This is a genomic window from Paracidovorax avenae ATCC 19860, from assembly GCF_000176855.2.
GTDB lineage: Bacteria > Pseudomonadota > Gammaproteobacteria > Burkholderiales > Burkholderiaceae_C > Paracidovorax > Paracidovorax avenae.
On record NC_015138.1, the window covers coordinates 4,951,089 to 4,974,403 of the forward strand.

Here is a 23,315-nt window from a genome sequence, read left to right on the forward strand (position 1 = left end):
GGCTGTTTCCACCCGATGCCACGGCGGCCAGGACGGCCGCCGGGGAGGGTCGTGCCCGTTCGTTTTTTCCACAGGAGCCCACCATGCACCAGCGTCCCTTCAAGCAAGTCGATGTGTTCACCGACCGCCCGTACCTCGGCAACCCGCTGGCCGTGGTGCTCGACGGCGAAGGCCTGTCCACCGAGGAGATGCAGCACTTCACGAACTGGACCAACCTCTCCGAAGCCACGTTCCTGCTGCCCCCGACGGACGAAGGACGTGCGGCCGGGGCGGATTACCGCGTGCGCATCTTCTGCCCCGGCCGCGAACTGCCGTTCGCGGGCCATCCCACCCTCGGCAGCTGCCACGCCTGGCTGGAGGCCGGCGGCCGGCCCCGCGCCCCGGGCCGCGTGGTGCAGGAATGCGGCGTGGGCCTGGTCACGCTGCGGCAGGACGGAAACCGGCTGGCCTTCGCAGCCCCGCCGCTCAAGAAAAGCGGCCCGCTGCCGGAGTCGGACGTGGAACTCATCGCGCGCGGCCTGGGGCTGCAGCGCACCGACATCGTGGGCCACGCCTGGTGCGACAACGGCCCGAACTGGCGCGGCGTGATGCTCTCATCGGCCGAGGCCGTGCTCGCGCTGCGGCCCGACGGGGCCGTGCTGGGCGCGCTCGACGTCGGCGTGGTGGGCCCCCGCGGCAAGGTGGGCGTGATCGGCAGCCACTCCGGTGAGGAGGCGGACGCGCCGGATTTCGAGGTGCGTGCCTTCTTCCCCGGCAACAACGGCCTGGCCGAGGACCCGGTGACCGGCAGCCTGAACGCCGCCCTGGCGCAATGGCTGATCGGTGCCCACCTGGCCCCGCCCCGCTACATCGCCAGCCAGGGCACCGCCCTGGGCCGCGCGGGCCGCGTGCATGTCGAGCAGGACGGAGAGCACATCTGGGTGGGGGGCGGCTCCATCACTTGCGTGGATGGACAGGTGCTGCTGTGATCCCTGCCGCCTTCGACCCGGCCCGGGCCGCGTGCGTGGACCACCTCGTGGTGGTGGCCGGCTCGCTGGAGGAAGGCAGCCGCTGGTGCCGCCGGACCCTGGGCGTGGAGCCCGCGGCCGGCGGCGCGCACCCGCTCATGGGCACCCACAACCGGCTGCTGAACATCTCCGGGCCCGCGCACCCGCGCGCCTACCTGGAGGTCATCGCCATCGATCCCCAGGCACGGCCGGCCCAGCCGCCGGGCCACCGGCGCTGGTTCGACATGGACGACGAGGCCCTGCGCTCGCAGGTCGCCCGGCAGGGCCCTCAACTGGTCCACTGGGTGGCCTCGGTGCCCGACATCGCCGCGGCGCATTCCGCGCTGGCCGCGCGCGGCGTGGACCGGGGCGAGATCATCACCGCCGGACGCCCGACCCCCTTCGGCCTGCTGGAGTGGCGGATCACCGTGCGGCCCGATGGCGCCCGCCTGATGGATGGCTGCCTGCCCACGCTGATCCAGTGGGGCGAGCGCCATCCGTGCCACAGCCTGCCGGACAGCGGCGTCACGCTGGAGTCGCTCGCGCTGGAGCACCCCGACGCCGCGGCGCTGCAGGGCGCCTGCGCCGCGGCGGGCGTGCACGGGCTGCTGCGCGCGCCCGCTGGCCGCTCTTGCGCCCCGCGCCTCGTGGCGACCCTCAATACACCGCTCGGCACCGTCAACTGCACGTCACTGATCCCGGAGAACGCGCCATGATGTCCGCCTTCACCTTCACCCCGCAGGAACTGCTGCTCTTCGCGCTCGCGGCGCTGGTGCTCGTGCTCACGCCCGGCCCGAACATGGTCTATTGCGTCTCGCGCAGCCTGACCCAGGGTCCGCGCGCCGGACTGCTTTCGCTCGCGGGCGTGGTGGCCGGCTTCGGCGTGCACCTGCTGGCCACGGCACTGGGGCTGTCGGCGTTGCTGGTGGCCGTGCCGCTGGCCTTCGACGTGCTGCGCATCGCGGGCGCCGCCTACCTGCTGTGGATGGCGTGGCAGGCCGTGAAGCCCGGCGGCAGCGCGCCGTTCGAAGCGCGCGACCTGCCGCACGACGGGCCGCGCAAGCTGGTCCTCATGGGCTTTCTCACGAGCGCGCTGAACCCCAAGGTGGCGATGTTCTACGTCTCCTTCTTCCCGCAGTTCCTGCACCCGGAGCGCGGCCAGTGGCTCGCGCAGACCTTCACGCTGGGCGCGCTGCAGATCGGCATCAGCGCGCTGGTCAATGCCCTGCTGGTGCTGTTCGCCGCGCGCGTGGCCCGCTTCCTGCACCGCAGCGCCGCCTGGGTGCGCGCGCAGCGCTACCTGATGGGCACCGTGCTCGGCGTGCTCGCCCTCAAGATCCTCTTCACCGAAAGAAAGGCCACGCCATGAACGCCGCCCTGCCCGCCTCCTCGCCCGATGCATCCGCCCGGCCCCACGCCGCCCTGCCGGGCCTCGCCGACATCGAGGCCGCGGCGAAGGTGGTCTATGCCGACTTCGCCCCCACCCCGCAGTACCGCTGGGCACTGCTCGGCGAGCGCCTGGGCGCCGAGTGCTGGATCAAGCACGAGAACCACACCCCCGTGGGGGCGTTCAAGATCCGCGGCGGCCTCACGTATTTCGACCAGCTCGCGCGCCGCGGGGCCATGCCGCGCGAGGTGATCAGCGCCACCCGCGGCAACCATGGCCAGAGCCTGGGCTGGGCCGCGCGCCGCCACGGCGTGGCCTGCACCATCGTCGTGCCGCACGGCAATTCGGTGGAAAAGAACGCCGCCATGCGCGCCCTGGGCGTGTCGCTCATCGAGCATGGGCAGGACTTCCAGGAAGCGCGCGAGCACGCCATGCAACTGGCGGCCGAGCGCGGCGCGCACATGGTGCCGAGCTTCCATGCCGACCTGCTGCGCGGCGTGGCCACCTACTGGTGGGAGTTCCTGCGCGCCGTGCCGCACATGGACGTGGCCTACGTGCCCATCGGCCAGGGCTCGGGCGCCTGCTCGGCCCTCGCCGCGAAGCGGGCGCTGGGGCACGGCGTGCGCATCGTCGGCGTGGTGAGCGCCCACGCCACCACCTATGCGGATTCGATCGCCGCCGGCCGCGTGGTGGAAGCCCCCGTGTCCACGCTGCTCGCCGACGGCATGGCCTGCCGCGTGGCGGACCCGGAGGCGCTGGCCATCCTCGCGCCCGGGCTGGACCACGTGGTGCGCGTGACCGACGACGAGGTGGCGGCCGCCATGCGCGCGCTGTTCGCCGACACGCACAACGTGGCCGAAGGCGCGGGCGCCGCCGCCCTGGCCGCCGCGCTGCAGGAGCGCGAGCGGCTTGCCGGCCAGGTGGTCGGCCTGCCGCTCACGGGCGGCAACGTGGACGCGCAGGCGTTCGCGGGTGTGCTGGCCGCCGCCAGCCACTGACCAGGTGCGGCCACCCGGGCTGCGCGGGCCATGCGCGCACGGGGTGCGGCGCGTCCGCGACACCCCGTCGCTGCCGCGACATCGCGCGGCCGGCCGCTCTGCCACATTGCCGTGCATGGGAACCCTCTACCTCGTACGCCATGCGCAGGCCTCCTTCGGGGCCGAGGACTACGACCAGCTCAGCCCCCGCGGCCATGAGCAGGCAGCACGGCTGGGCGCCTACTGGCGCGAGCGCGGCATGCGCTTCGACGCCGTCTATACGGGCACCCTGCGACGGCATGCACAGACGCTGGCCGGCATCGCCGAGGGGTTGCAGGCCGCGCCCGAGCCGCTGCAGGCGCTGCCCACGCTCAACGAATACGACAGCGCCGCCCTGATCACGGCCATCCATCCCCAGCCCCTGCCGCCCGCAGACACGCCCGAGCTCTACCGCCAGCACTTCCGCCTGCTGTGCGATGCGCTCGCGCAGTGGATGGGCGGCACCATCAGCCCGGCGGGCATGCCGAGCTGGACGGGATTCTCGGACGGCGTGCGCGCCGTGCTGGACCACGTGCGGCGCCACCATGCGGGCCAGAACGTGCTGCTGGTCTCCAGCGGCGGTCCGATCTCCACCGCCGTGGGCGCGGTGCTTTCCACCCCGCCGGAAGTGACCATCGCCCTCAACATGCGCATCCGCAACACCGCGGTGACCGAATTCAGCATCGCTCCCAAGCGGCTGATGCTGCAGACATTCAACACCCTGCCGCACCTCGATACGCCCGAACACGCGGGCTGGGCGACGCACGCCTGAACAGGGCGGCCCGGCAGCGCCTCACCCTCCGGGCGCCCCTGCCAGCGTGCCGTCCGGCAGGTCGTGGATCTCGCCGAGCAGCGCCGCCAGTTGCGCGGCGGCGGCCTCGACCACGGCGCGGCCCTTCCCGGCCGTGGCACCGGCCGCGTCGCCCACGGCCCCCGACGGGTGGTAGTCCTCGATCGCCCAGCCCATCTTCGCGCTGCGGCCGTTGCCGAGGATGGCGTAGCGCTCCGCGCGGTCCTGCGACGTGGAGCGGAACCGGCCGGCATGCGCCATGCGCACGGTGTTCGGCGCGAGGTGCAGCATCATCGAGGTCTCGATCTGCCCGGCATGAATGCCGAAGCGGTGTTCCTCGGCGCTGAACAGGCCCTGCACCGCCTCCGGCAGCGGCAGGCTGAACCAGCTCGCGCTGTACACCAGCAGGCCATGCCGCTGGCGCAGTTCGCGCGCCACGATGTCCATCACGCTCACCTGGCCGCCGTGGCCATTGAAGAGCAGCAGCTTCTTCACCCCCGCGCGCGCCACGCAGGCGCCCAGCTCGCTCCAGAGCGCGATCACCGTGGACGGCGACAGCGTGAGCGTGCCCGGAAAGGCCGTGTGCTCGGTGCTCAGGCCCACATCCTGCGGCGGCAGGAACAGCACGGGCAGGTCCGGTGGCAGCAACGGCAGCGCGGCATCGATCACGCCCCGCAGCAGCGCGGCGTCCACGCTGAGCGGCAGGTGCGGCCCATGCTGCTCGATGGCGGCCACGGGCAGCACGGCCACGGTGCGCGCCGCCAGGCCCGAGGCCCGGGCCTCGGAGAAATCGCGGGTGGAGAGTTCGGCCCAGAAGCGGGAGGGATAAGGCATGGGCGCATCGTAGGGCATGGGCATGCACAGGCTCGGCACGCTGCGTGCACGGTCGCGTTCATCACCGGAAGCGATCAATCCGACTGCGTGCATAGGCACCGCCTTCCTTTATCACCTTGTATTAAATAAAAACAATAAGTAACAATTATCGAAGTGATAGCGTCTTATATGTTCCACAGCAAATCGCCATAAGGGAGGAATTCGTGAACTTCTTGAAGAACATCCGGCTCGGAGCCATGCTCGGCACGGGCTTCGCCATCGTGATCGCCATCGGCTTCCTGGTCGCTGCCTACGGGCGTATCCAGCTCGACCGCACGGGCTCCAACCTCCAGACGCTGTCGCGCGACCGGCTCGACATCCTGCTGCACCTGCAGCAGGTCAAGGACAACACCAACGTCGTCGCCCGCGCCGTGCGCAACCTCGCGTTGCTGGAAGACGACGCATCCATGGCCGAAGAGAAAAAGCGCCTCGACGGCGTGATCGCGGAGACGTCGGAACTCATGGGCAAGCTGCAGCAGCGCGTGCGCTCGCCCGAAGGCCGGGCCCTGATGGACCGCATCGGCGAAGCACGTCCGCAGTTCCTCGCCACCGTCGAGAAGGCCGCGAAGCTCGGCCTCGCCAATGACATGGTCAACGCGCGCACCGTGCTGCTCGGCGAGATGCGCACCGCACAGAACGCCTACTTCAAGGCCGTGGAGGACATGATCGCCTACCAGCGCAAGATGACCACGGACATGGCGGAAACTGCCAGCAGCGATGCCAATGCCGCCGGCAACACCATGATCGTGCTGGCCGTGCTGTCGGCCGCGCTCGGCGCACTGGTCGCCTGGTCCATCACCCGCCAGGTGAAGGGCCAGCTCGGCGGCGAACCCGCCTACGCCGCACAGATCGCCCAGGAAGTCGCCCGCGGCAACCTCGCCGTCCACGTCGACCTGCGCCCCGGCGATTCCTCCTCCGTCCTCGCCGCCATGGGCGCCATGCGCGCCAACCTCGCTCAAGTAGTCTCCGAGGTCCGCCACAGCAGCGAATCCATCGCCACCGGCGCATCCCAGATCGCCACCGGCAACGCCGACCTCAGCCAGCGCACCGAGGAGCAGGCCTCCAACCTCCAGGAAACCGCCGCCTCCATGGAGCAGATGAACTCCACCGTCAAGCAGAACGCCGACACCGTCCGCACCGCATCCCAGCTCGCATCCTCCGCTTCCGCCACCGCCGCGCGCGGCGGAGAAGTCGTGGGCAACGTCGTGCGCACCATGCAGGACATCACCGACTCCTCCCGCAAAATCGGCGACATCATCGGCGTCATCGACTCCATCGCCTTCCAGACCAACATCCTCGCCCTCAACGCCGCCGTCGAGGCCGCACGTGCCGGCGAGCAGGGCCGGGGCTTCGCCGTCGTCGCTTCCGAAGTCCGCACCCTCGCGCAGCGCTCCGCCCAGGCCGCCAAGGAGATCAAGGCCCTCATCGGCGAGAGCGTCTCCAAGGTCGAGACCGGCTCCCAACTCGTGGGCGAGGCCGGCTCCACCATGGGCGAGATCGTCGAGCAGGCCCGCCGCGTCGCCGACCTCATCGCCGAGATCGGAGCTGCCACCCACGAGCAGGAGCAGGGCATCTCCCAGGTCAGCGACGCCGTCAACCAGCTCGACCAGGTCACCCAGCAGAACGCCGCCCTCGTGGAGGAATCCGCCGCCGCCGCCGACAGCCTCAACTCCCAGGCCGCACGCCTCGTGCAGCTCGTCAGCGTCTTCCAGGTCGATGCCAATGCCTCCCAGGCCGTCATCGCCCAGGCGCAGTCCCGCAGCCGCGACACCGCCCGTGCCGCTTCCGCCGCGCTGCAGCATGCCAAGGCGCCCGCCGCAAGCCCGCGCCCTGCGCCCGGCATCGCCACCGCACCGAAGCATCCCGCACCGGCGCAGGCATCGGCAGCAGGGGCCGCCCGCCCCGCGCTGCCTCCGGCGCAGACGGCCGCCCCGGCGCCCGCCCGCGCATCCAGCCAGAACAACGACGACTGGGAAACCTTCTGACGCCGGGCGGGCCCGCACTGCCGAGCGCTGCGGGCCCTACCCCTGCAAAGCACCCGCCTGCCGCCTGCGCCAGGCGGCGTCCACCGCCAGCATGCACAGCAGCGACAGCCCCAGCAGGGGCAGCAGCACGCCGGCCACGGCCATCATCCCGGCCACCACCCAGAGCGCGCGCGGCTGCGCCGGCAGCGGCGGCACGCCCAGCCCCCCGGCCGGGCGGCGCTTCCACCACGCCACCGCACCCGCGACGCACAGCAGCACGATGCCGGCGCAGGCCACGGCCAGCACGATCTGGTTGGCCACCCCGTACTGCTGCCCCAGGTGGACGTTGATGCCCCACTCCAGCCCCTTCGCCACCGGCCCGTAGTCGGCATAGCCCATGTCGAGCAGCGGACGGCCGCTGTACTGGTCCAGGTGCACCACGCGCTGCCGGCCGAGATCGGCCGGATAGGCCGAGGCGGTATAGACGCCGCCCGCGCCCTGCGGCGCAGCCACGCCGAAGCCAGGCGCCATGCCCAGCCGCGTGAACACCGCCATCGCGGCGTCCAGGCCGATCGGCGGCATGGCCGGCAGGGGCTGCGGCCCGGTGGCGGGCGCTGCCGCCTCTGCACCGTGACCGGCGTGCTCCCCGGCCCCGTCCTGGCCTGCATCGCCCACGTGTCCCTCATGGCCCGGATGCCCGCCATGCCCCCCGCGCCCGCCGGCCACCATCGCGGCCGGCACGGCAGAGGCCACGGGCACGCGCGCCTGCTGCAGGCTCCACGGCACGGCCAGCGTGTCCGCCACGGGCACGGCCGACATCGGCAGCTGCACGCGCACGCCGGCCGGATAGCCCCAGTGGCTGCCGTTCGCCCAGGCGTTCACCTGCGCGCCCCAGAACACCGACCAGGGCATTCCCGTCAGCGCCAGGAACGCGAGGATCGCGCCCACGCCCAGGCCCAGCACCGCATGCAGGTCGCGCCAGAACACCCGCTCGGCCGGGCGCCCGCGCACCGACACCACCCCGCCCCGGCGGCCGCGCGGCCACCACAGGTACAGCCCCGTCGCCACCAGCACCACGGCCCAGCCCGCCGCCATCTCGATCACGCCGCGCGCCACCGGGCCGATCACCTTCAGGCTGTGCAGCCGCCGGATCTGCCAGGACAGCGTGCCCCGCTCGGGCAGTTGCCCCAGCACCCGCGCCGAGCCCGGATCCACATACACCGCCACGCGCCGCCCGTCCGCGGTGGCGATGCCCACGTTCGCGCTGTCACCCGGCCCCGCGGCCGGCGTGTAGCGGAACCACTGCCCCGGCTGCGCCGCCAGCGCAGCGGCCACCAGCGCGCTGGGCGGTCGGGCCGCGCCCGGTGGCACGGGTTGCGCCACGCGCAGCAGATCGCGGTGGACCCAACCATCGATCTCGGCCTGGAACAGGAACGCCCCGCCGGTCACCGCCAGCCAGGCCAGGAACGGCAGCACCAGCAGCCCGGCATAGAAATGCCAGCGCCACACCGCGCGGTACAGGCTTGCGGCGGTGATCTTCGCGGTGGTCTTGGTGGTCAATGCCATGGTCAGAACCTCCATCCCAGGCTGACCGCGACGCTGCGGCCGTCGCCCGGCGAATAGCCCGAGGAGCCGCTGTCATACCACGCATAGACGTAGCGCCGGTTCGTCGCGTTGCGCACCTGCACGCCGACATCCGCCGTGGGCGTGAGCTGCCAGGTGGCGCCCAGGTCCAGCAGTGCGTAGCGCCCCGCGCGGCCCTGGGTGTTGGTGCGGTCCAGGTAATAGTCGCCCTGGGCCGTCACCGTGGCCGACAGGCGCAACACCTCCGTGGCACGCACCTGCACGCCAGCGCTCGCCAGGTAGTGCGGCACGTTCTCGACCTCCCGGCCGGCGGTGTCCGGCGCGGACGGATCGGGCACGGTGATGCGCGCCACCTGGTGCGAATAGGCGATCCAGCCCGTCCAGCGCGCGCCCAGGCGAGCATTGAGCTGCGCGTCCCAGCCCGTGCGCCGCGTGCGCCCCACGTTGCCCAGCCCGCCGGGATCGGGCAGCCCGTCCACGCCGAGAACGCGCGCCACCTCGCCCGATGCGCGCTGCTGCCACGTGGCCACGCGCGCCTCCCAGCCCGGTGCAGGCTGCCAGCGCACACCCGTCTCCCATCCGTCGTTGATCGACGGGCCCAGGTCGCGCGCCTGCGTGCGGTAGGCATCGATGCCCGTGCCCACCTGGAAGGTGCGGCCCGCATTGGCATACAGCGTCACGCCCTCGCGCGCCGTCCAGGCCACGCTCAGCTTGGGCTGGCGGATGGTGCCGTAGCCGTGCATGCCGTAGCGCTGCCCCGTCAGCCGGTCGGTGAAATCCCCGCCCAGCCGGTCCACGCGCAGCGCCGGCACGATGCGCAGCGACGCCACCGGCTGCACCACCGCCTGCACATACGCCCCCTGCGTATGCACGTCGAAATCCCAGTCCCGGAACTGCGAAGTGCGCACACGATCGACCGTGCGCCAGCGCTGCGCGCCGTTGTCCTGCCACTGCGCGTCCACCCCGCCCTCCAGGGTGAACGCGTGCGCCCAGGCCACCGCGGGCCGCCACGTCAGCACGCCCGACAGCCCGCGCTGGTCCTCGTCGTTGTCGCGCTCCTGCTGCACGCCGGCCTGCGAAAACCGCACCCAGCGCTGGTTCTCATAGTGGTTGGCGTAGGCGCGCGCCGTCCACGACAGGCGCTCGGCCACTTGCGCGTCCCAATGCAGCCCCAACTGCCCCGTCTCGCGCGTGCTGTGGTCCGAGGACGACCACGGCGGCGACCAGCGCGGCTGCGCCGCGGCCTGCTCGCGCGTCAGGTAGCCGGATTCATCCGCCGCGTTGCGGAAATATCGCGCCGTGAGGCCCGCGCGCCAGCCGCCGCCCGGATCGGTGTAGAACCACTTGCCCGAGAGCGCGCGCTGCGTGCCTTCCGCATGGTCGCGCCAGCCTTCGCCCGTGCGCCAGAACGCGCCGTAGTTCTGGCTCCAAGGCCCCGACTCGATGCCCTTGACCACCTGCACGTCGCGCGTGCCGAAGCTGCCCGCCGTGAGCGTCGCGCGGCCTTCGTTGCCGCCCGCGCGCGTGAGCACGTTCACGTTGCCCGCGATGTTGTTGAGCCCATAGCGCGGGTCGTTCGTGCCGCGCACCACCTCCACTGCCTCTATGTCGAGCGGGAACACCGCATCCAGGAACGGCATGCCGCCCGCGTTGTCGTTCGACGGGATGCCATCGATCAGCAGCTTGACCGCGTTCACCCGGCCCTCGCCATTGAAGCCGCGGAAGGAGAAGCGCCCTGCATCCACCCCCTGCCGGAACGGCGTGACCTGCACCCCGGGCGCGCGGCCCAACAGCTCCCAGGTGTGGTCCACGCGGGCATCCTGCAGCACCTCGCCGCCCACGATGTCCACCGACGTGGAGACGCTGCGCGCCGGCAGCGCGCCGCCGGGGCCCTCGCGCACTTCCACCGTTCCCAGCGTGAGCGCGGCACCGGCCTCCGCCGGAGCGGAGGTTGCCGCCGTGCCATGGCTGCCGGCGGCCCCGGGCACTTCCTGCCCCCAGGCCGCCAGCACGGGAAGGGCCGCCAGCGCGGCCGGCGCCGAACGGCGCACTGCACGCCCGACGGCCACAGGCCATGGAAGCCGGAATACGGGAGAAGACGAAGAAGGAAAAGAAAAACGAAAAGACAAACGGAAGCGACGACGACGAAGCCGGTCCATATCCACCTCGTGCAAGCAGTGCCCGTCAGGTCCACGCGAGCGCGGCCATCGACGGGAAAAAAGCGGGGAGACGAAAGGAGAAGGAAGACCTCTGCCGCGACAGGCGGCCCCGAGGGGCCAGCAAGCGCGGCAGCCCTGCCGGAAGAAAGGCAGGCCGGTCAGGCCCGCGCCGGCGGCCCGCGCGCCGGCAGCGGCGCGCCCACCAGCGCCGCGAGGCGCGCGGCCTCCACGGGCTGCAGCACATGCGCCAGCGGCTGCTCCATCGGCACCGCCAGCACCTGCGGCGCGGGCGGCGGAGCCCCGGGCGCGAGGCACAGCGCGCAATCCAGGCCGTGCTGGCCCATCTCGCGCAGGCCGCTGCCATCGTCCTGCACGGCCACCAGCTTGGCGGCGCCCGCCGCATTGCACACCACCTGCAGGCTCTGCGGGTGCAGCAGCGGCGACGCCGCGGCCATGCCGAAGGCGAGCATCCACCACGCCAGGACCAGCGGGGCCAGGCGGCGAAGGCGGGGCAGGAGGGCAGTCACCGGAACGGGGAGAGGATGTGTGAAGACGCCGATGCGGTGTGCGCGCCGGCGGCCTGCATTATGCGGCGGTCCAGGGTGTACGCGATATCGCGTACGCGGACTCCGGGTCACGCCGATAGAATTCCAGCCAGGGTGTCGTCACATGGGGTGCGGCAGGTTTAGCGAAGGTCGGGCCGCCTCGCGGATCACTGCCGACCATCTCCCATGCACCCATCCATGGAGTCCATTGCGGCTCTCCTTTTCGGCATCGCATTGCTGCACACGTTCACCGCGAAGCAGTTCGAGCGCCTGTCCCACCGCTTTCCCAAACACTCCGGCATCTTCCACTTCCTGGGCGAGGTCGAGGTCGTCTTCGGCCTGTGGGCGATCGTCCTCGTGGCCGTGATGGCCCTCGTCGCGGGCGGCTCTGAAGCCGTGGAATACGCGGAATCGCGCAACTACACCGAGCCGCTCTTCGTGTTCGTCGTCATGGTGATGGCGGCATCCCGGCCGATCCTGCAGACCATCAACGACCTGCTGGAGCGCGCGGCGCGGGCGCTGCCGGTGGACACGCCGCTGGCCACCGCATGGCTCGGCCTCGCCGTGGTCCCGCTGCTGGGCTCGCTCGTCACCGAGCCCGCTGCGATGACCATCGCGGCCCTCATGCTCTCGGGCCAGCTGTTCCGCAAGGACGTGCCGGAGGGCGCTAAGTACTTCGCCCTGGGCGTGCTGTTCGTGAACGTCTCGATCGGCGGCACGCTCACCTCCTATGCGGCCCCGCCGGTCCTGATGGTCGCGGCCACCTGGGGCTGGGACTCTTGGTTCATGCTGGCCCACTTCGGGTGGAAGTCCGCCCTGGCGGTGGCCGCCAACGCCACGCTCGCGGCCTTCGTGCTGCGCAGTCACCTCGTCCGTCCACCGGAGCCGGCGCGCGGCGGATCGTCCGCCACCGTTCCCTGGCCGCTCGTGGCGGTGCACGTGGCGCTGCTGGCCGCGGTGATCGCCGCCGCGCACCACCCGGTCATCTTCCTCGGCCTGTTCCTGCTGTTCCTCGGCATCGCCCAGGCGTACCGGCAGCACCAGAACCGCCTGATCCTGAAAGAGGCGCTGCTCGTCGGCTTCTTCCTCGCGGGCCTCGTCGTGCTGGGCGGCATGCAGCAGTAGTGGCTGCGGCCCATCGTCGAAGGGCTGGAGCCGGTGGTGCTGTTCTTCGGCGCGCTGGGCCTCACGGCCATCACCGACAACGCCGCGCTGACCTACCTCGGCTCCCTCATCGAAGGGATGACGGACGCCGCCAGGTACATGCTGGTGGCCGGCGCCGTGGCCGGCGGGGGGCTCACCGTGATCGCCAATGCACCCAACCCCGCCGGGGTCTCGCTGCTCAAGGGCGGGTTCCGGGATGAAACCGTCAGCGTGGGGGCGCTGCTGCTGGGCGCCCTCGTACCCACCGCGATAGCCGCTTCGGCGCTGCTCTTCCTCTAGCCCCATCCATTTTTCGACCGCATGCCCGCAACGGCAGGGCGCAGCCTTGCCATTTTTCAACCTGAAAGGAGACAGCGAGTGAAATTGAGAGACATCCACGACGTGATCGGAGGTGCCGCCATGGGCGTCATCGGCACAGGTTTCGCGGTCTATGGCCACGTCCACTACGCGATGGGCACCTCGGCCCGCATGGGCCCGGGCTACTTCCCGATCGTCCTGGGGTGGCTGCTGGCCGTGCTGGGCCTGCTGGTGGCCCTGCCGGCGCTCTGGCGCCAGGGCTCGCCCATCGTCGTGCAGTGGAAAAACCTGGCCTTCTCGGTGGCCAGCCTGCTGGTCTTCGCGGTGCTGCTGCGCACCGGCGGAATCATCCTGGCCGCGTTCACCGCGTCGCTGGTGGCGCTGGTGCCGGCGCCGATGCGCCTGCGCACGCAGTTCACCGTCTCGGCGGTGGTCGCGCTCATCACCGTGCTGATCTTCGTCGTCGGGCTGCAGATGGTCCTGCCGACCTGGCCCTGGAGCATCTAGGAGACACCCCATGGAATTGCTTGACAACCTCTGGCTCGGCCTGCAGGTCGCATCCGAACCCAGCACCCTCGCGTACTGCTTCTTCGGGGTGTTCCTCGGCACGCTGGTGGGCGTGCTGCCGGGCATCGGCGCGCTCGCGGCCATTTCGCTGCTGCTGCCGATCACCTACCACATCCCCCCCACGGCCGCGATCATCATGCTGGCCGGCGTTTACTACGGCGCCCAGTACGGCGGCTCCACCGCGGCGATCCTGCTGAACCTGCCCGGCACACCATCCTCCGCGGTGACCTGCCTGGACGGCTACCCGATGGCAAAGAAGGGACGCTCCGGCCTCGCGCTGTTCGTCACCACCATCGCCTCGCTGGTCGGCGCGATGTCCGGGCTCATCCTGCTCGTGCTGTTCTCGCCCATGATCGCCGAGGTCGGGCTGAAGTTCGGGCCCGCCGAGTTCTTCTCGATGATGGTCCTGGGCCTCGTGGCCGCATCGTCGATGAGCGGGGGCTCCGCCGCCAAGGGCCTGGCCATGGTGGTGTTCGGCATCCTGCTGGGCATGGTGGGCACCGACGTCAACACCGGCGTCGCGCGCTACAGCTTCGACATCCCCGAACTGATGGACGGCATCAACCTCGTCGCGCTGGCCATGGGCCTGTTCGGCGTGGCGGAAGTCGTGCGCTGCATCAACTCCACCGACACCGAGAAGCAGCCGGAGAACATCACCATGCGCTCCATGATGCCCACCCGGCAGGAGATGAAGGAAACCGTCAAGCCCATGATGCGCGGCTCCGCCCTGGGTGCGGCGCTGGGCGCGCTGCCCGGCGTGGGGTCGTCCATCGCGGCCTTAATGTCGTACGCCGTCGAGAAGCGCGTGGCCAAGGACCCCAGCCGCTTCGGCCAGGGCGCCATCGAAGGCATCTCCGCGCCGGAATCGGCCAACAACGCGGCGGCGCAGACCGCCTTCGTGCCCTCGCTGTCGCTGGGCATTCCGGGCGACGCGGTGATGGCCGTGATGCTGGGCGCGCTCATCATCCACGGCATCACCCCCGGGCCGATGCTGATGACGGAACAGCCGGAGCTCTTCTGGGGCCTGATCGTCAGCTTCGCGATCGGCAACATCATGCTGGTGCTGCTCAACATCCCCACCATCGGCCTGTGGGTGGCGCTGCTGCGCATCCCGTTCTCGTGGATGTACCCGGCCATCCTGGTGTTCGTCGCGCTGGGCGTGTACAGCGTGAACAACAACACCTTCGACATCTACATGGTCGCCCTGCTGGGCATCGTCGGCTACGCGCTGATGGTGCTGCGCTTCGAGCCCGCGCCGCTGCTGCTCGGCTACATCCTGGGCCCATGGTCGAGGAGCACCTGCGCCGCGCCATGCTGCTGTCGCGCGGCGACCCGTCCGTCTTCGTCACCCGGCCGATCAGCGCTTCCCTGCTGGCAGTGGCGGGCGCGCTGCTCGCCTGGGCGATCTGGGGCACGGTGAAGAAGACGCTGAAGGCCCGCGAAGCGCTCCGGCTCGCCGAAGCCCGGGCGTGACCTCAGCGGGCGCCCCGGCATCATCCGGGGCGCCATTCCTCCGCCAGGAACTCCACCAGCGCCCGCACCCTTGCGGGCACGAACCGCTGGCTCGGCAGCACCGCGTACACCGTGTACGCCTGCCCGAGCCACCCGGGCAGCAGTTCCACCAGTTGCCCGCTGTCCAGATGCGCCTGCACGTCCAGCCGCGACTTGTAGACGATGCCCCCGCCGGCCAGCGCCCAGGCGTGGGCCAGGGCGCCGTCGTCCACGCTGCGCTCGGCGCGCAGGGTGATGCCGACGGTCTCGGGCGGATGGCCCGGCGCGCGCTCGAAGGTCCAGCGCACCTCGCGCCGGCCCGCGATCGCCATGGCGATGCAGCGGTGCGCGGCCAGTTCCGACGGGTGCCGCGGGGTGCCGTGGCGCGCGAGATATTCCGGTGCCGCGCAGGCGAGGCGGCGCGTGCGGTGCAGTGCGCGCGCCACCAACTGCGAATCCGGCAGCTCCGCGCTGTAGCGCAGGGCGAGGTCCACCGCATCGCGCCGCACGTCGTGCAGGCGGTCGCTGGCTGAAAGCGCCAATTGCACGCCCGGGTGCCGCTCCATGAACCGGTCGAAGCGCGGCAGCAGCACGCGCGACAGATCGGTGGGTGCGGCCAGTCGTACCGTGCCGCGCAGCGCGCCGGTCTCGCTCTGCGCCAGGCCGGCCCCTTCGTCCAGCAGTTCCAGCGCGCGTTCGGCGTATTCCAGCAGCGTGCCGCCCTGGGCGGTGATGCGCAGTGCGCGCGTGGAGCGCTCGAACAGGCGCACGCCCACCTGCGCCTCCAGGCGCTTGAGCATGGCGCTGGCGGCCGCGGGCGTCACCTCCAGCGCCCGCGCGGCGGCGGTGAGCGAGCCCCCGCGCGCGGCTTCCACCAGCACGCGCAGATCAGAGAGATTTTCAAATTTCATTTGCAGGTGATAGCGATTTCTGGCGGCTTATCAATCGCATTTTGAATCACCAGAATCATGGCAACCCTTCCGTGGCGCCCTACCGATCCCGGGCGATCCGCGCCAGGCCGTTGCCATCTCCCCTCAGAAAGGACTCCCCATGAAAGCCGTCGGCTATTTCACCCCCCATGCCCTCGATGCCGCTCCCGGCCAGGGCCTGCAGGATTTTTCCGATCTGCCCGCGCCCGTGCCGCGCCCGCACGATCTGCTGGTGCGCGTGCGCGCCGTCTCTGTGAACCCGGTGGACACCAAGGTGCGCGCGAGCGCCGCGCCCGCCGAGGCCGGCCAGCCCAAGGTGCTCGGCTGGGATGCGGTCGGCACCGTGGAGGCGATGGGCTCCGAGGTGCGCGGCTTCGCCGTGGGCGACCGTGTGTTCTATGCCGGTGCCATCGACCGCCCCGGCACGAATGCCGAGCTGCATGCGGTGGATGCGCGCATCGCCGCCCATGCGCCGGCCACCTGGACCGACGCCGAAGCCGCCGCCGTGCCGCTCACTGCCATCACCGCCTGGGAACTGCTGTTCGACCGCCTGGGCTTCGCCCGCCATCCCGGGGCCGCGACCGGCCCGGCAGCGGCGGCGGCCGACGCCCCCGTGCTGCTGGTGGTGGGCGGCGCGGGCGGCGTGGGCTCGATGCTCATCCAGATCGCGCGCCAGCTCACCGGCCTGCGCGTGGTCGCCACCGCCTCGCGCCCGGAAACCCGCCAGTGGTGCCTGGACCTGGGCGCGCATGCGGTCATCGACCACCGCGAGCCCTTCGCGCCGCAGCTCGCGGCCCTGGGCATCGAGGCCGTCGATGCCGTGGCCAGCCTCACCCACACTCCTCAGTACCTCGCGCAGTACGTGGAATGCCTGCGCCCGCAGGGCCGCATCGCGGTGATCGACGACATGCCCTCGCTCGACGTGATGCCGCTCAAGCGCAAGAGCCTGTCGCTGCACTGGGAGATGATGTTCACGCGTCCGATGTTCGGCACGCCCGACATGGCCGCCCAGGGCCGACTGCTGGCCGAAGTGGCGGAACTCGCCCGCGCCGGCCGCCTGCGCAGCACGCTCACCGGCACCCTGGGTCCGCTCTCGGCCGCCACGCTGCGCGAGGCGCACGCCCGCATCGAGAGCGGCCGGACCATCGGAAAACTGGTCGTAACCCCCTGAGTCGCTGCGCGCCATCCCCCAAGGGGACGCCGCCAGTGGCCCGGCAAAGCCGGTTCCACGGCGTCCACTGGCATGGCCTGCTCCGCGGCCTTCGGACAGGGCCGGCCGCGGGGCGTCCCAGCGACGTGCAGGACGACGGCGCTACCATCGCCGGATGACCCACGAAGATGCCCTTGCCGCTCCCACCCGCGACCTGTTCCGTGAAGACGCCTACCTGCGCGAATGCCGCGCCACCGTGGCCGCCGTGCTGCCCGACGGCGGCATCGTGCTCGACCGCACGGTGTTCTACCCCCTGGGCGGCGGGCAGGCGGGCGATGCCGGGGTGCTGGTGCGGGCCGGCGGGCGCGAGGTGCCGATCGCCGACACGCGCAAGGCCAAGGACGCCGAAGGCAAGCCCACGGCCGCCATCGTGCACGTGCCGGCCCCGGGCGCCGAGCCCCCCGCCGTGGGCGAGGAAGTCACCGCCCGCATCGACTGGGAGCGCCGCCACCGGCTGATGCGCTTCCACACCACCACCCACCTGCTGTGCCACCTGGTGGCCCAGCCCGTGAACGGCTGCTCGGTCACGCCCGACGCCGCGCGGCTGGATTTCCACATGGACGGCCCGCTGGACGCCGCCGCCCTGAACGCCGGCATCGCCCGGCTCGTGGCCGAAGCGCACCCCGTCACCATCGGCGCCATCACCGATGCCGAGCTGGACGCCCAGCCCGACCTCGTCAAGAGCATGAGCGTGCAGCCGCCGCGCGGCAGCGGCCAGGTGCGCACCGTGCGCGTGGGCACCGATGGCCAGCCCCGGATCGACCTGCAGCCCTGCGGCGGCACCCACGTCGCCAACACCGCAGAGATCGGCGCGGTGGTCGTCACCAAAATCGAGAAAAAAGGCGCCATGGCCCGCCGCGTGGTGCTCGGCTTCGCGGCCTGAGCCCGCGTCCAGGAACCAACGCCGCCCGCGCCGCTCTCACCCGCGCCATGTCCGTCCGCCTCCTGCAGCGCCTGCTGCCGCCCCTCGCCCTCCTGGCTGCCTGCGCCCTGGCGGCCCCGGCCTCCGCCCAGCTGCTCTCCCAGCCAGCCGGCGGCGCCCCTGCCGGCCCCGTGGCCGGAAGCAGCACCGTCACCACCCCGCACGTGCGCGCCGAACTGGTGGCGCACGCGCCCGACGGCGTGGGGCCGGGCAAGCCGCTGTGGCTGGGCCTGTCGATCACGCACCAGCCCGAGTGGCACACCTACTGGAAGAACCCGGGCGACTCCGGCCTGCCCACGCAGATCGAATGGCGCCAGTTGCCGCCGGGCATCGACGCGGGCGAGATCGCCTGGCCCGTGCCGCGCAAGATCCCCATCGGCACGCTGGCCAACTACGGCTACGAGGGCACGGTGCTGCTGCCCGTGCCCATGACCGTCTCCGGCGCGTTCTCGCCGGGCCCGCTGGCGCGCAACGCCACCTTCACCCTGCATGCCTCCTGGCTGGTCTGCCGCAAGGAATGCATTCCCGAAGAGGGCACCTTCACCCTGCAGGTGCCCATCGCCAGCACCACCGCCATGCAGGCGCAGGATTTCGAGGCGGCGCGCCAGGCCCATCCGCAGCCGCTGCCGCCGCCGGCAGCCGCGGCTGCCGGCGGCACCCGCAGCCACGCGCGGGTGGAACGCGGCATGCTGGTGCTCACCGTGGCCGGCCTGCCCGAGGCAGTGCGCGGCAAGCCGCTGGACTTCTTCCCCGAAACGCCCGGCATCATCGAGACCGCCGACGACGGCACGCAGGACTGGCAGGGCGACGTCTGGACCGCGCGCGTGCCGCTGTCCGCCCAGCGCAGCGAAGGCCCCATGCCCCTGCCCGTCGTGCTCGCGCAGGGCGGCCGGGGATGGCGCGCCGAGCTCCCCGTGGAAGGCGGCTGGCCCCGGCCGGCCTCCATGGCCACCGTCTCGCCCGCCCTGGAGGCCGCGCTGCGCGCGAATGCGCAGCAGGCATCGGCACCGGCCCCGGTGGCGCCCGCCGCCCCGGCACCGGCCGGCGTCCTGGCGGCCGCGCTGCTGGGTGCCCTGCTCGGCGGTCTGGTGCTCAACCTCATGCCCTGCGTGTTCCCGGTGCTCGCCATCAAGGTGGCCGGGTTCGCGCGCCACGGGCAGGACCGGCGCGCCCACCGGCTGGGCGGCATCGCCTACACGGCCGGCGTGGTGCTCTCCTTCCTGGCCCTGGGCGGTGCCATGCTGGCGCTGCGCGCGGCCGGCGAGGCCGTCGGCTGGGGCTTCCAGCTGCAGTCGCCCGCCGTGGTGGCGGCGCTGGCCGCGCTGTTCACGCTGATCGGCCTCAACCTCTCCGGCGTGTTCGAGTTCGGCCGCATGCTGCCCTCCTCCCTGGCCGGCCTGCAGGCCCGCCACCCCGTGGCCGATGCCTTCCTGACCGGCGTGCTCGCCGTGGCCGTGGCCTCGCCCTGCACCGCTCCCTTCATGGGCGCCTCGGTCGGCCTCACGGCCACGCTGCCGGCCGCGCAGGCGCTGGCGGTGTTCGCGGCACTCGGCATCGGCCTCGCCCTGCCCTACCTGGCCGCCAGCTGGGTGCCCGCCGTCGCGCGCGCCCTGCCGCGCCCCGGCGCCTGGATGGACACGCTGCGCCGCTTCCTCGCCTTCCCCATGTTCGCCACCGTCGTCTGGCTGGTCTGGGTGCTGGGCCAGCAGAGCGGCATCGACGGCGCGGCGGCCCTGCTCGCGCTGCTCGTGGCGCTCGGCATGGTCGTGTGGGCCTTCACGCTCGCGGGCCGGGCCCGGATGGCGATGGCGCCGCTCTCGCTGGTGGTGTTCGCCGCCCTGGCCGTGGCGGCCGTGCCGAAAATCGTCGAGATGGCCCCGCCCGCGGTGGCCGCTGCAGCCCCTGGCGCGGCAGGGACCGTGCCGAACACCGCGGCCTGGCAGCCATGGCGACCGGGCCTGGCGGAAGAACTGCTCGCCCAGGGCCGCCCCGTGTTCGTGGACTACACCGCCGCCTGGTGCGTCACCTGCCAGTTCAACAAGAAGACCACCCTCGCCAATGACGCCGTGCTGCGCGAATTCGCCGGCCGCAACGTGGCCCTGCTGCGTGCCGACTGGACGCGCCGCGACCCCGCCATCACCGCCGCGCTGGCGCAGCTGGGGCGCAGCGGCGTGCCGGTCTATGTGCTGCAGGCGCCCGGCCGGCAGCCGGTGGTGTTCTCGGAGATCCTGGGGGAGAGGGAATTGCGAACGGCGCTGGCGGCTCTGTAGCCCGGCCCGGAATGCATGACGCGCTACCGCCGCGAGCGCGGCGCCTGCTGCACCTCCCGCACCAGGCGCATCCCCACCAGCGTGTATCGCGTCTCCGGGGTGTTCCAGTTGCGGTAGGTGCAGCGCGCATACAGCGGCCAGGTGTGCCAGGAGCCCCCGCGCCGCACGCGCACCGTGCCCGTGGCGGGGCCCTGCGGGTCCTCGCGCACGGACCGCGCGTAGGCGTCGTCCGCATGCCAGTCCGATACCCATTCCCAGGCGTTGCCGTTCATGTCATGCAGCCCGAAGGCATTGGGCGGATAGCTCGCCACGGGCGCCGTGAACGCGTGCCCGTCGTGGCCCGGCACGGCCTGCGCCTGCCAGCGCGGCCAGTAGGGGGCGGCATCCTGATCGAACGTATTGGCATGGCGCGCCAGCGCCGCCGGATCGTTCCCGTGGCCGTAGCGCGCCTGCCGGCCCGCGAGGCAGGCATATTCCCACTCCGCCTCGGTCGGCAGCCGGTAGCGGTGGCCCTCGGTGGCGCTCAGCCACGCGGCCAGGGCGTGCGCGTCGTGCCAGGTGACGTTGACCACCGGATGGTCGTCGCCCTGCGCGAAGCCCGGATCGCGCCATGAATAGCGCGGACTGCGCCCCTCGAACGCGTCGCCGCGCACCGTCGTGGCCGGATCGTAGGCGGGGTTGTAGCCATAGCCGCCCGTGCCGTCGGCCTCGGACTCGGCGCGGTAGCCCGACGCCAGCACGAACCGCCGGAACTGCCCCACCGTGACCTCCGTCTGCCCCATGTAGAACGCTCGGGTGATGCGCACGCGGTGCACCGGCGCCTCGTCATCCAGGACCGCCAGGCGGCGGGCCTCCATGCCAGGGTAATCGCGGGCCAGGCGCTCCACGGGCTCGTCGCTGCCCATGCGGAAGCTCCCGGCGGGCACGCGCACGAACCGCATGCCCAGTGCATTGGTCCAGACCGGCACGGCAGCCCCCGCCGGCGTGGCAGCCTTTCCGGCCGCCGCCTCCACGGCCGGCCAGGAGAGGCACAGCACCGCCATCGCAACGCGGGACAGGCAAGGGAACGGAAGAGAAACCATGGCGGCTGCGGACCTGGGGGAAGAACGCAAGCCATCGTGCCACGCCCATCCCCTCCGGTGCAGGCCAGATGCGGAGATTCCACATCCGCGGGGCGCCACCGCGACGTCCCGCGGCGAAGGCACCGTGCTAGCGCGCCCCCCCCGCACCCACATCCGCATCCGAACGCGCCATGCAGGCATCCACCCACTGCACCACCTGCTGCACCGTGGGCGCGTCCACCCCCATCAGCAGCCGGTAGATGATGGGCGCCACCACCGTGTCCAGCACGCAGTCCACAGAGGGCGTCGCCTGCCCGCGGGACCGCGCGCGCTCCACCATCACCGTGATCTGCCCGGCCGTGATGTGCATGCACTGGCAAGGCGCCGAGCCATCGCCATAGCCGCTGGCGGTGAGCACGTCCTTCAGCATCTGCCGGCCCGGGCCGGACGACATCTCCTCCAGGAACTGCTCGCCCCAGGCCAGCAGGTCGCCGCGGAAGCTGCCGGTGTCGGGCGGCCCGGCCTCGTCGCGCATGCGCTCGATCGACACGTCCGCCAGCAACTCCACCAGGTCGCCCCAGCGGCGATAGATGGTGGACGGCGTGACGCCCGCCTGCGCCGCGATTTGCGGAATGGTGAGCGCATCGCGGCCGTGCAGCGCCGTCAGGTCGCGCACGGCCTGGTGCACGGCAGCCTGCACGCGGGCGCTGCGCCCGCCGGGACGCAATCGGGTGGTTCCAGACGTCATGGGGCGATTCTAGGAGAGGCGAGCCGTCCGGGCGGGCCATAAAGCAAAGAATTTGCTTTAGTGAGACAATCCGCTAACGCAATTTTTTAGCGTTAAAACCATGCCTACCGCCCTGTCTCCCGCCCCCTCGTCCCTGCCCCTGGCCTGGCCCGCGCGCCGGCTCGGGCCCGATGCCGCGCTGTGGCTCGCGGTGTCCGTGCTGATGGTGTTCCTGGCGGCGTCCAGCGCGCCGTCGCCGCTCTATGCGATCTACCGCGAAATGTGGGGCTTCTCGGCCTTCAGCCTCACGGTGATCTTCTCCAGCTATGCGTTCGCGCTGCTCGCCGCGCTGCTGTGCTTCGGCGCGCTGTCGGACCATGTGGGCCGGCGCAACGTGGTCATCGCGGCGCTGGCGCTGGAGTGCGTCTCGGTAGCGGCCTTCTGGCAGGCCGAATCCGTGGCCTGGCTGGTCGCGGCGCGCGTGCTGCAGGGCGTGGCCACGGGCATGGCCACCAGCGCGCTCAGCGCCCTGCTGGTGGACCTGCACCCCGTGCGCGGCCCGCTGATGAACAGCGTGGCCCCCATGATCGGCATGGCCATCGGCGCCCTCGGCACCAGCGTGCTGGTGCAGTACCTGCCCTCGCCCACGCACCTGGTGTTCGAGCTGCTGCTGGTGGTGATCGCGCTGCAGTGCGCCGCCGCCTTCTGGCTGCCCGAGACGGTGCCGCGCCGCCCCGGCGCCTGGCGCTCGCTGGTGCCGCGCATGCACGTGCCGCACGCCGCGCGGGCCCCGCTGCTGCGCATCCTGCCGCTCAGCACGGCCGGCTGGGCGCTCGGCGGCTTCTACCTCTCGCTCGGCCCGTCGCTCGGCAAGCTGGTCACGCACAGTGCCTCGCCACTCGTGGGCGGCCTGCTGATCGCCGCGCTCGTGCTACCCGGCGCCCTGGCCATCGGCGCCGTGCGCCAGCGCCCGCCGCGCGGCGTGCTGCAGGGCAGCGCCGCGGCGCTGGCTTTGGGCCTGGCCGTCACCCTCGCGGGCGTGGCCTGGCACAGCCCGGTGGCATTTTTCGGGGGCACGCTGGTGGCGGGCCTGGGCTTCGGCGGCGGCTTCAACGCCGCCGTGCGCTGCCTGGTGCCCATGGCATCCCCGCAGGACCGTGCCGGCCTCATGGCCAGCTTCTTCGTGCTGAGCTACCTCGCCTTCGCCCTGCCCGCCATCGCCGCCGGCCTGCTCACGGGCCTGTACGGGCTGCATGCCACCGCGCTCGGCTACGGCGCGCTGCTGATCGCGCTGGCCGGCGTGTCGGCGTTCAGCGCGTGGCGCGCCTGACCGCCGAAACGCAAGGGCACGCCTCCCAGAGTGATCTCTCGCG

Annotated in this window: 18 protein-coding genes and 2 pseudogenes; 13 read left to right on the forward strand and 7 right to left on the reverse strand. The window is 71.9% G+C overall.

Annotated elements, in window-relative coordinates; translation table 11 throughout:
- Positions 1-83 precede the first annotated feature (83 nt).
- The 5 genes from ACAV_RS21495 (at position 84) to ACAV_RS21515 (ending at position 4,161) form a co-directional block, all read left to right on the forward strand.
- Positions 84-968 (forward strand): PhzF family phenazine biosynthesis protein, encoded by an 885-nt coding sequence (locus ACAV_RS21495; RefSeq protein WP_013596683.1) that lies wholly within the window; start codon positions 84-86, stop codon positions 966-968.
- Positions 965-1,702, forward strand: a complete 738-nt coding sequence (locus ACAV_RS21500) for a VOC family protein (protein ID WP_013596684.1) — start codon at positions 965-967, stop codon at positions 1,700-1,702. Before ACAV_RS21495 ends, ACAV_RS21500 begins: the two co-directional genes overlap by 4 nt.
- Entirely contained in the window at positions 1,699-2,355 is a 657-nt protein-coding gene (locus tag ACAV_RS21505) for a LysE family translocator (RefSeq protein ID WP_013596685.1), read from the forward strand. The genes ACAV_RS21500 and ACAV_RS21505 overlap by 4 nt, the downstream gene beginning before the upstream one ends.
- Positions 2,352-3,371, forward strand: a complete 1,020-nt coding sequence (locus ACAV_RS21510; protein WP_013596686.1) for a threonine dehydratase — start codon at positions 2,352-2,354, stop codon at positions 3,369-3,371. The genes ACAV_RS21505 and ACAV_RS21510 overlap by 4 nt, the downstream gene beginning before the upstream one ends.
- Before the next feature lie 115 nt (positions 3,372-3,486).
- A complete protein-coding gene (locus tag ACAV_RS21515; RefSeq protein ID WP_013596687.1) occupies positions 3,487-4,161 on the forward strand; it encodes a histidine phosphatase family protein in 675 nt (224 codons plus the stop codon).
- Between the two features lie 21 nt (positions 4,162-4,182).
- Here the strand turns inward: ACAV_RS21515 and ACAV_RS21520 are convergent, their stop codons facing one another.
- Complete coding sequence (locus ACAV_RS21520; RefSeq protein ID WP_041829414.1) at positions 4,183-5,031, reverse strand: creatininase family protein; 849 nt, start codon at positions 5,029-5,031, stop codon at positions 4,183-4,185.
- Between the two features lie 185 nt (positions 5,032-5,216).
- Here ACAV_RS21520 and ACAV_RS21525 point away from each other — a divergent pair, with 185 nt between their 5' ends.
- A complete protein-coding gene (locus ACAV_RS21525) occupies positions 5,217-7,037 on the forward strand; it encodes a methyl-accepting chemotaxis protein (RefSeq protein ID WP_013596689.1) in 1,821 nt (606 codons plus the stop codon).
- A gap of 36 nt (positions 7,038-7,073) precedes the next feature.
- Here the strand turns inward: ACAV_RS21525 and ACAV_RS21530 are convergent, their stop codons facing one another.
- The 3 genes from ACAV_RS21530 to ACAV_RS21540 form a co-directional block, all read right to left on the reverse strand.
- On the reverse strand, positions 7,074-8,582 hold the full coding sequence (locus ACAV_RS21530; protein WP_013596690.1) for a PepSY-associated TM helix domain-containing protein: 1,509 nt from the start codon (positions 8,580-8,582) through the stop codon (positions 7,074-7,076).
- A 2-nt stretch (positions 8,583-8,584) separates the two neighbouring features.
- A complete protein-coding gene (locus tag ACAV_RS21535) occupies positions 8,585-10,651 on the reverse strand; it encodes a TonB-dependent receptor (protein ID WP_244875499.1) in 2,067 nt (688 codons plus the stop codon).
- Between the two features lie 266 nt (positions 10,652-10,917).
- Entirely contained in the window at positions 10,918-11,286 is a 369-nt protein-coding gene (locus tag ACAV_RS21540) for a DUF2946 family protein (protein WP_013596692.1), read from the reverse strand.
- 204 nt (positions 11,287-11,490) lie between these two features.
- Between ACAV_RS21540 and ACAV_RS21545 the strand changes: the two are divergent.
- The 3 genes and pseudogenes from ACAV_RS21545 (at position 11,491) to ACAV_RS21555 (ending at position 14,805) form a co-directional block, all read left to right on the forward strand.
- Positions 11,491-12,747: pseudogene (locus ACAV_RS21545) on the forward strand (putative Na+/H+ antiporter).
- Positions 12,748-12,825: 78 nt separating this feature from the next.
- Complete coding sequence (locus tag ACAV_RS21550; protein ID WP_013596693.1) at positions 12,826-13,272, forward strand: tripartite tricarboxylate transporter TctB family protein; 447 nt, start codon at positions 12,826-12,828, stop codon at positions 13,270-13,272.
- Positions 13,273-13,282: 10 nt separating this feature from the next.
- Positions 13,283-14,805 (forward strand): annotated as a pseudogene (locus ACAV_RS21555) (tripartite tricarboxylate transporter permease).
- 20 nt (positions 14,806-14,825) lie between these two features.
- Here the strand turns inward: ACAV_RS21555 and ACAV_RS21560 are convergent.
- The gene (locus ACAV_RS21560; protein WP_013596695.1) at positions 14,826-15,734 is read right to left on the reverse strand and encodes a LysR family transcriptional regulator; all 909 of its coding nucleotides are present in this window, start codon (positions 15,732-15,734) and stop codon (positions 14,826-14,828) included.
- A 139-nt stretch (positions 15,735-15,873) separates the two neighbouring features.
- Between ACAV_RS21560 and ACAV_RS21565 the strand changes: the two genes are divergently transcribed.
- The 3 genes from ACAV_RS21565 (at position 15,874) to ACAV_RS21575 (ending at position 20,154) form a co-directional block, all read left to right on the forward strand.
- A complete protein-coding gene (locus ACAV_RS21565; RefSeq protein WP_013596696.1) occupies positions 15,874-16,923 on the forward strand; it encodes a zinc-binding alcohol dehydrogenase family protein in 1,050 nt (349 codons plus the stop codon).
- Positions 16,924-17,077: 154 nt separating this feature from the next.
- Positions 17,078-17,845 carry an alanyl-tRNA editing protein gene (locus ACAV_RS21570; protein WP_013596697.1) on the forward strand — a complete coding sequence of 256 codons (768 nt, stop codon included), beginning with the start codon at positions 17,078-17,080 and terminating at the stop codon, positions 17,843-17,845.
- Positions 17,846-17,892: 47 nt separating this feature from the next.
- Positions 17,893-20,154 (forward strand): protein-disulfide reductase DsbD family protein, encoded by a 2,262-nt coding sequence (locus ACAV_RS21575; protein WP_013596698.1) that lies wholly within the window; start codon positions 17,893-17,895, stop codon positions 20,152-20,154.
- A gap of 23 nt (positions 20,155-20,177) precedes the next feature.
- Here ACAV_RS21575 and ACAV_RS21580 read toward each other — a convergent pair whose 3' ends face one another.
- Together ACAV_RS21580 and ACAV_RS21585 are read right to left on the reverse strand one after the other, a co-directional pair.
- Entirely contained in the window at positions 20,178-21,197 is a 1,020-nt protein-coding gene (locus tag ACAV_RS21580; RefSeq protein ID WP_013596699.1) for a formylglycine-generating enzyme family protein, read from the reverse strand.
- Between the two features lie 166 nt (positions 21,198-21,363).
- Entirely contained in the window at positions 21,364-21,963 is a 600-nt protein-coding gene (locus ACAV_RS21585; protein ID WP_013596700.1) for a TetR/AcrR family transcriptional regulator, read from the reverse strand.
- A gap of 100 nt (positions 21,964-22,063) precedes the next feature.
- Here ACAV_RS21585 and ACAV_RS21590 point away from each other — a divergent pair, with 100 nt between their 5' ends.
- On the forward strand, positions 22,064-23,272 hold the full coding sequence (locus tag ACAV_RS21590) for an MFS transporter (RefSeq protein WP_013596701.1): 1,209 nt from the start codon (positions 22,064-22,066) through the stop codon (positions 23,270-23,272).
- Positions 23,273-23,315: the final 43 nt, after the last annotated feature.

What these genes read in the sequence shown, in the direction of transcription:
- ACAV_RS21495 (WP_013596683.1), top strand. Translation starts at nt 84, where the DNA reads ATGCACCAGCGTCCCTTCAAGCAAGTCGATGTGTTCACCGACCGCCCG.
- ACAV_RS21505 (WP_013596685.1), top strand. Translation starts at nt 1,699, where the DNA reads ATGATGTCCGCCTTCACCTTCACCCCGCAGGAACTGCTGCTCTTCGCG.
- ACAV_RS21510 (WP_013596686.1), top strand. Translation starts at nt 2,352, where the DNA reads ATGAACGCCGCCCTGCCCGCCTCCTCGCCCGATGCATCCGCCCGGCCC.
- ACAV_RS21515 (WP_013596687.1), top strand. Translation starts at nt 3,487, where the DNA reads ATGGGAACCCTCTACCTCGTACGCCATGCGCAGGCCTCCTTCGGGGCC.
- ACAV_RS21520 (WP_041829414.1), bottom strand. Translation starts at nt 5,031, where the DNA reads ATGCCCTACGATGCGCCCATGCCTTATCCCTCCCGCTTCTGGGCCGAA.
- ACAV_RS21530 (WP_013596690.1), bottom strand. Translation starts at nt 8,582, where the DNA reads ATGGCATTGACCACCAAGACCACCGCGAAGATCACCGCCGCAAGCCTG.
- ACAV_RS21560 (WP_013596695.1), bottom strand. Translation starts at nt 15,734, where the DNA reads ATGAAATTTGAAAATCTCTCTGATCTGCGCGTGCTGGTGGAAGCCGCG.
- ACAV_RS21565 (WP_013596696.1), top strand. Translation starts at nt 15,874, where the DNA reads ATGAAAGCCGTCGGCTATTTCACCCCCCATGCCCTCGATGCCGCTCCC.
- ACAV_RS21570 (WP_013596697.1), top strand. Translation starts at nt 17,078, where the DNA reads ATGACCCACGAAGATGCCCTTGCCGCTCCCACCCGCGACCTGTTCCGT.
- ACAV_RS21575 (WP_013596698.1), top strand. Translation starts at nt 17,893, where the DNA reads ATGTCCGTCCGCCTCCTGCAGCGCCTGCTGCCGCCCCTCGCCCTCCTG.
- ACAV_RS21580 (WP_013596699.1), bottom strand. Translation starts at nt 21,197, where the DNA reads ATGGCGGTGCTGTGCCTCTCCTGGCCGGCCGTGGAGGCGGCGGCCGGA.
- ACAV_RS21585 (WP_013596700.1), bottom strand. Translation starts at nt 21,963, where the DNA reads ATGACGTCTGGAACCACCCGATTGCGTCCCGGCGGGCGCAGCGCCCGC.
- ACAV_RS21590 (WP_013596701.1), top strand. Translation starts at nt 22,064, where the DNA reads ATGCCTACCGCCCTGTCTCCCGCCCCCTCGTCCCTGCCCCTGGCCTGG.